The 14662-nt window shown below is 40.7% G+C and carries 11 protein-coding genes; 10 read left to right on the top strand and 1 reads right to left on the bottom strand.

All coding sequences use genetic code 11. The annotated features are described in order from the left end of the window. Positions 1-227 precede the first annotated feature (227 nt). Positions 228-1151: a ketopantoate reductase family protein gene (locus ACQKMP_RS00105; RefSeq protein ID WP_427468583.1), complete on the bottom strand. Its 924-nt coding sequence runs from the start codon at positions 1149-1151 to the stop codon at positions 228-230. A 148-nt stretch (positions 1152-1299) separates the two neighbouring features. On the opposite strand from ACQKMP_RS00105, the gene ACQKMP_RS00110 reads away from it, so the two are divergent. The 10 genes from ACQKMP_RS00110 (at position 1300) to ACQKMP_RS00155 (ending at position 14606) form a co-directional block, all read left to right on the top strand. Further along, entirely contained in the window at positions 1300-1851 is a 552-nt protein-coding gene (locus ACQKMP_RS00110; RefSeq protein ID WP_427468584.1) for a TetR/AcrR family transcriptional regulator, read from the top strand. Between the two features lie 286 nt (positions 1852-2137). Then, entirely contained in the window at positions 2138-3925 is a 1788-nt protein-coding gene (locus tag ACQKMP_RS00115; RefSeq protein WP_427468585.1) for a cache domain-containing sensor histidine kinase, read from the top strand. After that, complete coding sequence (locus ACQKMP_RS00120) at positions 3918-5471, top strand: response regulator transcription factor (protein WP_427468586.1); 1554 nt, start codon at positions 3918-3920, stop codon at positions 5469-5471. Before ACQKMP_RS00115 ends, ACQKMP_RS00120 begins: the two co-directional genes overlap by 8 nt. 131 nt (positions 5472-5602) lie before the next feature. After that, entirely contained in the window at positions 5603-6559 is a 957-nt protein-coding gene (locus ACQKMP_RS00125; RefSeq protein ID WP_042188190.1) for an ABC transporter permease, read from the top strand. Positions 6560-6568: 9 nt separating this feature from the next. Beyond that, on the top strand, positions 6569-7471 hold the full coding sequence (locus ACQKMP_RS00130; protein ID WP_427468587.1) for a carbohydrate ABC transporter permease: 903 nt from the start codon (positions 6569-6571) through the stop codon (positions 7469-7471). A gap of 76 nt (positions 7472-7547) precedes the next feature. After that, entirely contained in the window at positions 7548-9299 is a 1752-nt protein-coding gene (locus ACQKMP_RS00135) for an ABC transporter substrate-binding protein (RefSeq protein WP_427468588.1), read from the top strand. 125 nt (positions 9300-9424) lie between these two features. Continuing rightward, positions 9425-10519 carry a GerAB/ArcD/ProY family transporter gene (locus ACQKMP_RS00140; protein ID WP_042188184.1) on the top strand — a complete coding sequence of 365 codons (1095 nt, stop codon included), beginning with the start codon at positions 9425-9427 and terminating at the stop codon, positions 10517-10519. Beyond that, complete coding sequence (locus tag ACQKMP_RS00145; protein ID WP_042188182.1) at positions 10516-11967, top strand: spore germination protein; 1452 nt, start codon at positions 10516-10518, stop codon at positions 11965-11967. The genes ACQKMP_RS00140 and ACQKMP_RS00145 overlap by 4 nt, the downstream gene beginning before the upstream one ends. After that, positions 11964-13103, top strand: a complete 1140-nt coding sequence (locus ACQKMP_RS00150; protein ID WP_339248174.1) for a Ger(x)C family spore germination protein — start codon at positions 11964-11966, stop codon at positions 13101-13103. Before ACQKMP_RS00145 ends, ACQKMP_RS00150 begins: the two co-directional genes overlap by 4 nt. 249 nt (positions 13104-13352) lie before the next feature. After that, complete coding sequence (locus ACQKMP_RS00155) at positions 13353-14606, top strand: ATP-binding protein (RefSeq protein WP_427468589.1); 1254 nt, start codon at positions 13353-13355, stop codon at positions 14604-14606. Positions 14607-14662 lie beyond the last annotated feature (56 nt).

Consider the following 14662-nt stretch of genomic DNA (forward strand, 5'->3'; position numbering starts at 1 on the left):
TGTAAGCGATTTCAAATAGAAGTTTATCATAGCTTACGTACAATTTAATCTGTTCAAATTAAAGGTTTTACCCCAAAAAGTATTGTTATTTTGTGGTTATAATTGGAAATTTAAAGAAGGAACATACAAAAAAAGAGGACTTAGCGTCCCCCTTTTACTTGTCATATATCAGATTAATTATGTTCATTACAAGCCCCTCCACAATACTATAATATTTTAACAAAAAATTACTGAACATGTATTTCCGATTTGATATCATGTTGACTTAAAAATTTCATTAAATCATTTCTAAGCTGCACAATCTCATTGTTAGCATTATTCGCATAATCCGGCAACATCATATCCCTAACCATTTTAGTTCGTAGCCATGTCATAAAGAAAAGGTCCAAAAATAAGTTTGGAAATTTAAGCACCATTTTAAGCATTGGTGGATCAATTGAAACGCCAACTTTTTGTGTTGCCCTTAGATACGCTTTTAAAGTGAATGTTATTTTGCGTGCTGTCTTTCTAGTTCTGGCTGTTTTTTTGTCAATGATCTTATTCTCAGAATGCAAAAAGCTCAACATGGCAATGTCTGATACGGAATGTGTGATCAGATACGCTTGCATATCTTTTTTAATAACGTAGGGAAGCTTTGCAGTTTTAAATAATTTTGCAAGGTTTTCTATGCGTTCTGTCACTACACCATTAATTTCTCCAAATGCAGTTGCCGCTATAAACTTTGGTAGAAATCGAGCATGCAATACTCCATCTTTAATCTGTCCGCCGAAGCCGGGAAAAGCTGGTAAAAGTCTATCCCCTACGATATCCAGCCACGAAGAAAATCCAATTGAATTACTAGTCATCGTAACTATATTTTTGCTTTGATTATCTTTGAGCGCTAACAACGCTGCTTCGGACCGATCATAACGAACGGTAACGAAAATAAAATCGTATACATCGTCATTTTCGAGCGTATCAATGACATTCACTTGTATCGATCTAACTGAACCTTTTTCTATATACTGCAGGCCATTTTCTCTTAATGATTTGTATCTATTCGAATGTGCAAACAGGCTAACGTCAAACCCTGCTTCAATAAGCTTAATTGCGTACATGCTCCCGATGACACCTGCACCAAAAATTAAAATTCTATCTTGTTTTGCTGACATATAAACCACCCCTACTTATTAATATTCCCTTTTGATTATCCGACAACGTGTTGTATGATGTGATTATAAATCTTCATTATTCCTTGATCAACCATCAGTTTTTTATGATTTGTCGGATGATATTCTTATTCGCTAGTAGGAGGGAAACATGAAAAAGCAACCCAAAATAACGGAGAAAACAAAACAAAAGTTTGTAGAAGTTTTTTGTGAGTTATATAGCCAAAAGCCGATAGAGAAAATTTCGATTCAGGAAATTTCGAATAAGTCAGGATATAACCGCAGCACCTTTTATCAATACTTTACTGACATTTACGAATTGTTAGACTCTGTTGAAAATGACCTATTGAATGAAATGAAAAAAGAATTGGCAAATAAAGAGCTATCGTTGGATACGGTTCAAGACACGCTCTATTGTCTGGATAAAAAAGAACATCTCCTGGTTCTTAATGCCCTTTTGGGTGATTATGGAAGTGCCCGTTTTTTAAAACGCTTAAAAAAAGAAATCACTTTGAATCAATTAGAATTAAACGTTCCGCAAAACCAATCCTTAACGCCATACTTCATTGAGTTTTACCTGACAACTGCCCTTTCTTTATTTCGTCTTTGGCTCCAGCGTCAAAAGGATTTATCGTCAGAAGAATTTTTCAAGTTAGTAGAGAACCTATATTCAAAAGGGATTACACCCTATTTTAAAGAATGAGTCTGTCATTCAAACCAAATCCTCATAAGGGTCCGCATTCTGGTTTAAGAATTATTCTTCGGTAAAGAAAATCGAGACCATTCAATTGGATAAAAAAACCACTGATCTAGTTGACTAGATCAGTGGTTTTCTATTTTTTTGTAGATTTTTATATAATATATCCTCTTTCCAAAACTCCATAACAGAAGACAATAAATCCCTAAATGATCACATATAATGGAAGTTCGTTAAACGATATACTTTTATGTAAGCGTTAACATTCCGGTGCAGGAGGTGGCCCTTAGTCGTGTATGCTCGTATCATCACTCTTATGAATAATCTAAGACTCAGAACGAAGTTATTTCTATCATTTGGCTGTGTCGTTCTAATCCCGGTCTTAATTGTAGGACTGTTCCTTACAAATGAACTACGGAATATGGCAATGGCTAATGCGCTTGAGCAGATTACAGCCAACGTGGATCGAGTGAAAAAACGGACTGGCGAAATGCTCAACATCCCGCTTGATATTGCTTATCGACTATCGAATGATAGCCGGCTTGAAGAGGTTGCCAATCATCGTTATGAGTCTGTCTATGATGTTGTTGAAGCTTACTGGAACTATCCTGATTTCCGTGATTTTGTTCGACTATACAACGAAGTTTCCAGTATCCGCTTATATATCGATAACCCAACAGTTCTCAACAACTGGGAGTTTCTACAGACAAATGAGAGTGTTACACAGGAACAATGGTACCAAACCGCACTAGCCCAAAGGGGACTGGTCTGCTGGAATTATATTCGGGACAACCGTAATGGACAATATTATTTAAGTCTAATCCGAAAGGTCAATTTTTTTAAGGCGAGAACCACCGGTGTGCTAGTCGTGAATGTGAATACCAAAAAGCTCAATGCGATCCTCAACCAAGAATCTTTTGAAACTCTTATTATGGATGAGAACGACAATATTGTCGCCTCAAATCGTGTAGATACACAAGATAAATCACTGTCGAATATTGACCTAGCAACCTTATCCGCTACAGGGCAAGGTCCCCACGATGTAACCATTGATGGTAAACCCTTCAAAATGGTGATCGATCACTGGCAACCTGGTGGAAGCTTGAATAGCCTGCGTATCATTTCCATTTTTTCTGTAGCAAGCATCGTCGATGAGCCCAACCGAATTATCTTTCTAGCTTCATTTGTAATTCTTTCGGCAATGATTATGGCTATTCTGTTGATTTACTATGTCTCGCGGCTACTCACCGGAAGGATGCTACATTTGAGCAAACATATTTCTAAGGTCGCTGCGGGAAATTTAGGAGCCACGCTTGTTATTGACGGTAAAGATGAAATCGGTCAGCTTGCCAGACAATTCAATCATATGGTTCGGAACATTAATGAACTAATGAGTGAGGTACAAGAATCCAATCGACAGAAAAATGCGACTCAGCTTAAGCAAAATGAAATTAAATTCAAGATGATGGCCAGCCAGATCAATCCTCACTTCCTCTTCAATGCCCTAGAATCAATCCGCATGAAAGCTCTTGTCAGAGGACAAGCGGATATTTCTCAAGTCGTTCGACTGCTGGGAAAAATGATGCGTAAAAACCTTGAGGTCGGCAATGGGAGGATCAGTCTGCAAAGTGAGCTAGAAACCGTAAACAGTTACCTAGTCATCCAAAAATTCCGCTATGATGACAGACTCACTTATGAGCTACTTGTGGACCCAAAGGCGAATCCTTTTCAAATTCCCCCTTTAATTATTCAGCCCCTGGTAGAAAATTGTGTCATCCACGGATTGGAGAATCGAATTGAAGGCGGCATGGTCCGGGTGGAAATCCGCTTAGAAGACAGTTATCTAAAGGTTCAGGTATCTGACAATGGAGTGGGTATTTCAAAAACACGGATACAAGAAATTAGGAAGATGTTGAATAACAATGATGACTATGAAACTAATAATATTGGGATGCGCAATATTCATTTGCGGCTGCAGCTGACCTACGGTCCACAATTTGGGCTGACCTTAGCAAGTCAAATCGGATTCGGAACGCAAATCAGCTTTGCGATTCCATTAAGGAGTGATTCTTATGTATAGTGTGTTGATAGTGGATGATGAGCTGGCGATCCGTGAAGGACTAGTTGCTCTGCTAGACTGGGAGAGTCTTGGATATCAAGTCATCGATTCCGCCGCAAATGCCATTGAGGCTAAACATAAATATGAACTTTACTCCCCTGATTTAATGATCGTAGATATCCGTATGCCAGGTAGAGATGGTCTAGAGCTTGTTGAAGAACTGAGAGCACTTGATCCGGAAATGCACATCATCATCCTCAGTGGCTATGCGGATTTTAACTATGCTAAGCGAGCGTTATCCTTTGGCATTGATACCTATTTGCTCAAGCCTGTAGATGAAGATGAGCTACAGCTATACTTGGAGAATCTGTCCATTGAGCTGGATGCACGTATTACTGATCGTAAGAAACAGGCCGCAGTCAAAGTATGGAACCGGGAAATGCTAGTTCAATCCTTGTTAATGGATCGAAGTGCGCAGACTCCGTCAATAATGGATTCAATCATTCTTGAAGCAGAACTACTATGGGATTCCTATCAAGTGGTTCTGATTAGGCTGATACTTCAGGACAATGCGGATCATGGACCTTCAACAGTCGTAAAGGCGAGACTTGCAAAAAGCTTTGAAGAAAATGACTGGGGCATAGTATTCTTGCTAGATTCTTATTTGGGGGTTCTGCTTCAGCCCTCATTTCAGAAAGAACTTGTACATAAGTTAATGGTCCAGAATATACAGAAAGTAGTATCTGACCATGAACTTGAATGTATCATCACCGCAGGTGATATGGTGAACTCTCTGGAGGATATCTCTGTCTCCCACCTATCGGCGCTGGCAAGGATGAAAGAGCATTTCTTCTATGACGAGACGGGGATGATTGGACCGGATTCCATGAAAATAAAGAATGGGCTGACAGTTAGTTCAGAGGAAATAGAGAACAGGCTGGAGTCCGTTCTAGAACGGATGTTTTTTTGTATGGATACCGGCAATTGCTCGTTACTCTTCACCCTGATTCAAGAAGCTGGAGAACTTATGATTACTGCCGATTATTCCGAGATGGCCGTGAAATCGCGTTATGTGCGTATCGTCTCTTATCTACTTAACAAACTCTCGTTTCAATATAAGGAGCTGAGTCCTATGCACAGCAACATGGATGAGCAAATTGAACAAATCTATAAACATACCTCTCTGCCTCAATTGCAGCGCTATGCCTCCACTCTTCTTGAGTATTATGCAAAAGGCATTACCCGCGACGATATGGAGGTCTTCCTAAAGCGGATGCTGGATCTCATCCATCGACATTATAATAAGAATCTTAAGCTCGACACGCTAGCGGATGTATTTAGCTATAGTAGCGCTTATCTAGGGAAGCTTTTTAAGAACAGCACGGGGTATTCTTTTAACAGCTATCTAGATAATGTCCGCATGGAGAAGGCCAAGGAACTGCTTACTCAAGGCTACAAAATCTATCAGGTTGCAAACGAAGTGGGCATCAGTGATGTAGATTATTTTCGAGAAAAATTTAAGAAGCATGAAGGTGTCTCTCCCTCCGACTACCGCAGAAAGAATTAAAAGAGACTCAACATTTTTCAGAAAACGCTTACGAAAATAACAGATATACCCCTGTTTTTTATATAAAATATTCGGGTGTTTCTTTCACTTTCTGTAGATTATGATTATGGCATATCGAAGGAGGGACATAAATGAAAGCGATTACCTCAAAAGCTCAACTGGAGCTGAAGAAGCCTGTTTCACGCTTTTGGCCAACTTTTATACAGCAGAAATACCTCTATATGATGGCCTTCCCATTTGTGCTCTGGGCATTTGTATTTAATTATTTGCCTTTATGGGGCTGGACGATGGCTTTTCAGAAATACAAACCCGGAAAATCCTTTTTCGATCAAAAATGGGTCGGCTTACAGTACTTCAGAGAGCTTTTTCAAGATGATCAATTCTTTAATGCACTTCGTAATACACTCGCTATGAGCATCATGGGCTTGTTGGCTGGATTCATTATTCCCATCATTTTTGCTATCCTTCTGAACGAGCTACGGCTTCAGTTTCTGAAACGGTTTGTACAGACAGTCTCCTATCTCCCCCACTTCGTATCTTGGGTAGTTGCTGCCGGAATTATTACCAAGATGCTCTCTACCGATAACGGTGCGGTAAACGACCTGCTGCTAAGTCTTCATCTAATTAGTGAACCTATACAATTCATGGCTAAAGGTCATTTATTCTGGGGGATCGTCACAGCTTCTGATGTTTGGAAGGAAACCGGGTGGAACACAATCATTTACCTTGCAGCTATCTCAGGTATAGGTCCAGAGCTTTATGAAGCAGCAAGAGTAGACGGTGCAAGTCGCCTGCAGCAAGTACGAAACATTACACTTCCAGGTATTCAGACAACCATCATTATTCTGCTCATTATTTCCATCGGACATTTAATTAGCATTGGGTTCGAGAAGCAGTTCCTGCTTGGCAATAACCTGGTGCGCGACTACTCACAGACGCTGGATCTCTACGCATTGAACTACGGGCTTGGCATGGGCCGCTTCTCCTTCGGTACAGCCATTAATATCTTCAATTCTGTGGTAAGTGTGATTCTGCTGTTTGTCGCCAACGGGATATTCAAAAAAATAACAAAAGAAAGCATCATATAGGAGGCCCTTATGCTAAGTAAAAAACTGGCCGCCGTGTCATGGTCGGACCGCATCTTCGATCTGGTAGTCTATATTGCGGTCACTCTAGTAACCATAGTTACGCTATATCCTTTTCTGAATGTGTTGGCAATTTCCTTTAACGACTCCACAGACAGCATTAAGGGTGGAATTACGATATATCCACGCGTCTTCACTATTAAGAACTATGAGACGATCTTTGCCTATTCCGGGCTGATGACCGGACTCAAAATCTCTATATTACGTACGGTGATTGGCACGATTCTTGGGTTGGTCAGTGCCTCCATGTTAGCTTTCACTCTGAGTCGGGTAGACTTCCAAGCCCGAAAGTTCGTCTCTACATTTCTCGCGCTTACGATGTATGTCTCAGGTGGTCTCATCCCTGGCTACATCCTGATTAAAGATCTTCATATGATAGGAACCTTTAGCGTGTATGTCCTCCCCGGTCTAGTCAGCGCATTTAATGTATTTGTCATCCGTTCCTTTATCGATGGCTTGCCCTATGCACTGCAGGAATCCGCTAAGTTGGACGGTGCTAATGACTTCACGATTTATTGGCGGGTTATTCTTCCGCTGACCAAACCTGCGCTGGCAACCATCGCTCTCTTCCTCGCCGTTGGCCAATGGAATTCATGGCTTGATACTTATCTTTACAATGGTTCCAAGGATGCGTTGACTACTCTCCAGTTCGAGCTAATGAAGGTCATACAGAGTACGACAACTAATGCGGACAATTTCCGAGGTCGCAATATGACAGAGGTTATGGCACAAATTTCTCCGGAATCAGTCAAAATGGCAATCACGATTGTAGTCACTGTGCCTATTCTAATCGTCTATCCGTTTTTGCAGCGCTACTTTGTTAAAGGTATGACTTTGGGTTCAGTAAAGAGTTAGTACGCTAATGGTATAAGCAGGCTCAGCCTGTATACACAATACATTTTTTGACCAGAAAAAGGGAGGGTTTCTATTCATGACAAGAAATACAGTAAAATCGCATGTGATGTTGATGGTCTTGACTTTACTAATTAGTGTGCTGGCAGGTTGTAGCGGATCAAGCAACAAAACGGCTGATAACAACGTAGGAACTAAACCAACGAATGAAGTTAGTGCCACTGCTGAGGCTACCGCGGAAGCAACTGCACAAGCCGAAGATTTAAGTCCGCTTACACTCTCCTTCTTCGCTGAAGATCCAAACCCGAACTGGAACAATATGAAAGACGACATCAGTAAAGTGATTACAGAGAAAACAGGCGTCACACTCGATGCGGAATTTGCGGTAGGTGATCCACAACAAAAAATCGCCTTAATCGCTGCTGGTGGTGATTATCCGGATATCATCTCTGCCAAAGCTGATATCGGTAAACTTGTAGATGCTGGAGCAGTCATCGATTTAACGGAGTTAATCGACAAGTATGCACCAAATATTAAACGTGTGCTTGGTGACAACCTTGCCCGGGCAAAATACACGAATGAAGACCAATCGATTTATGCCATTCCTACCTGGGCAGCGGTTGATGAGAAGAAATTCGTGGCTGGCAGTGGATTTGAGCTTCAACATCGTGTCTTGAAGGAAGCCGGATACCCTGAAATCAGAACAGTCACCGATTATGAGAATGTAATTAAAGCCTATCTTGAGAAACATCCAACTGATGAGAACGGCAACAAGAACATCGGAGTCTCCCTGAACGCGGATGATTGGCATATGTACATTTCCGTCACTAACCCTGCTGTTGCAACGACAGGCGGTTCGGATGACGGGGAATATTACGTAGATCAACAGACACATGAGGCGATCTACCACTTTCGCCGTCCGGAGGAGAAAGAGTATTTCCGCTGGCTGAATCATATGAATGATATCGGATTGCTAGATAAAGAGAGTTTCGTTCAAAAGTATGACCAGTACAAAGCTAAAGTAGCCACAGGACGTGTGCTTGGCTTGATTGATCAAGATTGGGATTATAATGATGCTCAACAAGCGTTGAAAACGGCAGGAAAGTTCGATCAAACTTATGGTCATTATCCGGTAACATTAACGAAAGAATACAAGGAAACTAGCTTCTGGCCTACCGGCTTCATGGGTGGTTATGGCATCTCGATCTCCAGCACAAATCCGGATCCGATTCGTACAATTAAGTTCCTGGATTTTCTCGCTTCTGACGAAGGACAAATCTTGAATAACTGGGGAATTGAAGGTAAGCATTACGTGGTAGAGAACGGCAAACGGATCGTTCCGACAGATGTACAAGATCGCATCAACAATGACAACACAGCCTTCACCAAGGAAACAGGAATCGGCTTCTACTGGAATATGATGGTTCATTACGGAGACGGCGCTAAGGATGCAAGTGGAAATTATTATACTAAAAACTTCCCGGAACAACTTGTACTTGGGTATAGCGATGTTGAGAAAGAAACTTTAGCTGCCTACAAGGCAACCACTTGGAAGGATCTATTCCCGAAAGAAGAAGAATTCACTGAAAAGGCCTATGGTGCAGCATGGAATATCGCGATTCCAGGTGAAGATGAGGTCACCATTTTAGGTAACAAAATGAGAGATATTACATGGAAACGTATTCCGGAAGCCATTCTTGCCAAACCAGCAGATTTCGATAAAATCTGGGCTGACTACATGGCAGCTCTGGAGAAAGCCGGAGTAGAAAAAATGGAAAAAGGCTACACCAAATATGTGCAGGATCGTGTTGCCTTATGGAGCGCTAAATAATAACACTTTGAGCCGAGCAGATATCCGCTCGGCTCTTTACGTTTTGCACTGCTCAATTCTCCAGAATAAATCACCTCCAAGAATGGCATTATAAGGTAGACGGTGGGTCCGGTTTATTTAGGAGGATGAGGAAAATCAAAACAAATATTACGTTTATTCAATCCATCATGATTATTATGCTGAGTACAGGCCTTCTAAATCATGTCATTATCATCCCCATCCTATTGGACGCGGCAAAGCGTGACGCCTGGATCTCAGTGCTGCTTGCTGGGGCATGTGCGCTAGTTTGGATCTTTATCCTGCACATTAGTACTACCAAAATCAAAAAACAGCATCTTTTCGCTTGGCTGGCTAAAGCTTACCCTCCTATCGTGAGCCGTATTCTTGCGGTAGTCGCTAGTGTATATTTGTTTGTCTTATGCATGATTACAACTAGAGACACTGTATACTGGGTGCATCTGACCTTCTCACCAGAGACACCTATACTGGTCCTTACGTTCGTATTACTTTTGATTTCTGTGATAAATGCTTATTTAGGTATTCACTCCCTCGCGAATACCGCTGCAATTTTGCTGCCTTTTGTTATTATATTGGGGTTTTTTATAATGTTCTCTAATACAACTCATAAAGATTATTCCTTATTAAGACCGATGCTTGAGCACGGTATGCAGCCCGTTTGGAAAGGGAGCGTGTACGTAGGAGCAGGTTTTGTTGAGGTCATCATGCTTTTCTTTATGCAACATCACATCAAATCGCGATTGTCATATCTATCGTTTATGATCATGATCCTGCTTATCTTAGGTCTAACCATGGGTCCGATAATTGGTGCAATTGTTGAATTTGGTCCGGATGAGGCTGATAAACTCAGATTTCCCGCGTATGAAGAATGGAGATTGCTGACGATTGGAAGATACATTGAGCATCTTGATTTTTTTAGCGTTTATCAATGGTTCAGTGGTGCTTTTCTGAGAATTTCTCTAACTATGTTTCTAATTCTCGATATACTCCAAATTCAAAGCAAAAAAGTGAAAATGTTGGTTCTTGGAAGCATATCTTTTGCTATTGTAGTGTTCACAGCCATTCCATTTAGTGACCAATTTTTTCTGAGTATGTTAGCTCACTATGTACTTCCCTTTTCTTTATGGGGGGTACTCGCTTTTTCTGTAATTATTGCAGGGCTGATTAGCTTGGCTCAACGAAAGGGGAAAGCAACATCATGAAAGAGCCTGAGCAAAAGGAATCCAATACGTTCGAGGATGTGTTCACACGAGTATTTGGTTCAAGTTCAGACATTAAGAGACTAACTATCTCTTTGTCTGACTCGGACAATGCCGTTCAACTGGTGTATTGCCAGGGGTTGTGCGATGAAATCAAAGTGGAAGAATATATCATCCCGGAATTAAAAAAGATCCCGGAATCTATTCTCACATCGAATGAACTCGATCTTATGCAAAAAGTTCCGTTTCACATGACCCCCCTTCCATCAAAAGAGATTAATGCTTCAATGATTGATACTGTGCTTAATGGTGATCTTTTCCTTCTTTTTACGCCATCGAATCAATACTATGTTGTGAAATTGGCTGATCCACCTAAACGGCAACCTGAAGAACCCAATACAGAAGTGTCCACAAGAGGGCCTAAGGATGGTTTTACGGAAGAATCATTTACCAATATTGCCCTTATTCGAAAAAGACTTAAGACCGAATTATTGGCTGTTGAACAATTCAGTATTGGAATCCAAACCGCGACTGAGGTTCATCTTTTATATCTCAAGGAGACGATTAAACCTCATGTACTAGATGAGATCAAGTCAAAACTAACCGGCATTCAAATCCAGGGATTGGTGAGTAGCACCCAGCTTGAAGAAAGTCTGACTGGATTTTCGTTTTTTCCATTATTCGCATATACGGGCAGACCTGACTATGCTGCGAATTCACTGCTTCATGGCAAATTTGTGCTCTTGACGAATGGTTCGCCTACTGTGATTATAGCGCCAGTGAGCTTTAGCTTCTTGTTGAATACTTCGGAAGATGCACATATGGTAAACATCTTTGTTGCTTTTACTAGGTTATTAAGAGTCCTAGGGGTTATGCTTTCCCTGTTTTTGCCGGGCTTTTGGATCGCGCTTACTACGTTTCATCAAGATCAAATCCCCTTTACGCTGCTTGCAACGTTAGTAAATTCGAGACAAGGCGTGCCTCTTCCGGCTCCCTTAGAGGCGATTGTGATGCTCATTTTATTTGAGATTTTTCGGGAAGCAGGGATGAGATTACCTACTGCTTATGGCCAGACCTTATCGGTAGTTGGAGGTTTAATTATCGGTCAGGCAGCCATTAGCGCCGGCATTGCAGGTCCAGGTACGATTGTGGTAATAGCCATTTCAGTATTGGCTACCTTTACATTGGTGAACCAGTCATTAGTTAGCGTTGTTAGCTTGCTTCGAATTGCTATTCTCATCATTAGCGGGTTTCTGGGGTTGTTTGGTACGATGACATGTCTGCTTGCACTGATCCTCTTTATGGTCAATTTACGTTCTTTCGGTACCTACTACCTTTCCCCTCTATCCCCGCCTCACTGGAAGGATTTTTATAAAGTTATTTTCAGAATGCCGTGGGGAAAGGGAAAGTTCACGGACAATACGGGAAATAAAGGACGAGATCGATCATGAAATTGATCCGGTGCATGCTTGTTACTGCTCTTCTCTCCATGCTGCTTACAGGCTGTTGGGGATCAAAAGAAATTGAGCATATGATCTATGTGAATACATTAGGCGTCGATTATGTAGATAACAAAGTCGTTGTTTATATTCAAATGGTTAACTTTAGTGGCATTGCGAAAAAAGAGGCCGGGCAGAGCCAAGAACAAAAAACTTTCATAGGGAAAGCAGAAGGAGATTCGTTTGATGCGGCAATATTTAATTTATATGCCACTAGTCCACAAAGAATTATCTGGAGTAATGTGAAAACAATCGTATTTAGTGAAGCAGCGCTAAAGAAGGGTAGCGTCATCAATCAAGTATTGGACGTTTGGGATCGATATTATGAATTTCGATATACCGTTTGGACCATGGCAACCAACGAACCCATGGAAGATGTGCTGAATACCCCGTCGATCGCCGATCTGTCAGTGATCTACTCGCAGCTTAACAGTCCCATGCGAACCTATGAACAGAGCTCGGTTATCGCTCCGTTGTATCTGTACAAGTTTATATGGAAATGGAGAGAGAAAGCCGAAACGGTTCGATTACCTTTTCTTGAAATTGCGCCAGACTGGACGAGTAATAAGAAACCTTCCCCTAACATTAGCATGTCAGGGATCTGCTTTCTGCAAAATGAGCAATTTCGTGGTTGCCTGAAGTCTAAAGAGATATTAGGGGTTCGATGGCTGGAAAAAAAGACGCAACGAACGCCTCTGATAATCAAAGATGACAAAAAAGTACTTGCTGTGATCGTCATGAACAAACTTAAATTCTCTATTCAACCCAAGATGAAGCATGACAAACCTGTCTTCGATATTAAAGTGTCTATGCAGGGCACTCTTCCGGAATTGAGCGCAAACCTTAATCGAAAAGATATTGAACTGAAAGCGATAAAAGTAATTGAAGATCAGATTAGGGAAACTTACTTGAAAGGTTTAGAAATAAATGCCGATGTATATGGACTTTCAGGCATATTCTATCGTAATCTTCCAAAAGAGTGGAACAAACTGAATGATAAAGGAATCTTACCGCTCGATTCAAGCAGCATCGAAAAAATTGATATCAAGGTGAATCTGACCAGTGGTGGGATATCTAAGATTGAGTAAACTCAGATGAAATGATCAACTAAAGGCTGAAGAACAACTTTTAATTACTAAAAGTTGTTCTTCAGCCTTTTTATTTGAAATGATTAAACGACAGGTTTCGCACGCACAGTATAATTCTTCCTGTATATGTAAATTTCTTCTCAATAGTTATGATTAGTGCCTTTACACCGCTCCCTCAGAAGGAGGAATTCATAGTCACAACGAATAAACAGTATATCAAATTATTTCCAAACTATCGGGAGGGCTAATATGCTGGATGTAAAGGATATTTTACTGCAATTATTGTTTGCCCTAACCCCTTTTGTCCTTTATACCATTTACTATCGTGACAAAGCCGTTAACTATTCAAAACAATTTATCACGATCACCTGCATGATATGTCTTTTTATGTCGATGACCTTTCCTGCTAGTATACAAGATGGAATCATATTCGACATTCGTTACGTGATCATGTTTTTCGGAATGGTGTATGGAGGCATAACTACTGGAGTTTTTCTTATCGTTGAGTTTCTAGTATACCGCCTCCTTATAGGTGGACAGGGACTATTTTCAGCGATAATTATTCTCTCCATCACTTTCTCCTTATCCGCATTGTTATCCAATCTATACCGTCGCCGTTCCGAGTACCGAAAGCTTATTACACTCATTGCAGGGATATGCTTTTCAATTATTCCAATAGGTACTATGTTTGCAACGGAATACCAATACACGATACAGCATTTAAAGTTCAATATCCTCGTTATGCCAGTACAAAATTTCCTCGGAATTTGGATATTGATTTCCCTTTTTAATAAAGCAGTTTCTGATAAGGAATTATATCTCAGGTATCTTCAAAGTGAAAAATCGGAAACGATTGCTCATGTCGCAGCCTCTCTAGCCCATGAAGTCCGTAATCCACTTACAGCGGTTATGGGATTTTTAAAATTAATGAAGGATGATTCGATCACAAGAGAAAAGAGTCAGAAATATATTGAAATTTGCCTTGAAGAGATTAAGCGGACAGAAGTTATTCTTTCTGAATATTTATCGATAGCCAAACCCAATCATTCAATAGTAGAGAAAATTGAACTTGTGCAGCAAATCTGCTCAATTGTAGATATCATAACGCCGTACGCCAATATGAATAACGTTACTTTGGAGATGCACCCCTTGGAGGATAAACTATATGTATCTGCAAATCCTACTGAAATCAAACAACTATTCATAAATTTCATCAAAAACGCGATAGAAGCTTGCTCTGTTCATTCAACAGGTATTGTGAGCATCCGTATCGAGCGTCAATCCCAATTCGCAAAAATAATAATAATGGATAATGGGGTTGGTATGAGCAGCGAGCAGATGGATCGACTGGGAAGCATTTATTTTTCAACTAAAAGCAAGGGTACCGGATTGGGACTTACGCTTTCTTATCAACTGATCCGTTCGATGAACGGTGATGTAAATGTACGAAGTAAATCAGGAGAAGGAACTGAATTTATTCTCTCGATTCCATTAACTGACTGAGTACATAGATGCTCCAACGCAACAAAAAAACTCGGCTCAAACTTATCGTTTGAACC

It is taken from the genome of Paenibacillus sp. NPDC101420, assembly GCF_050277435.1.
Classification (GTDB): Bacteria; Bacillota; Bacilli; order Paenibacillales; family Paenibacillaceae; genus Paenibacillus_AQ.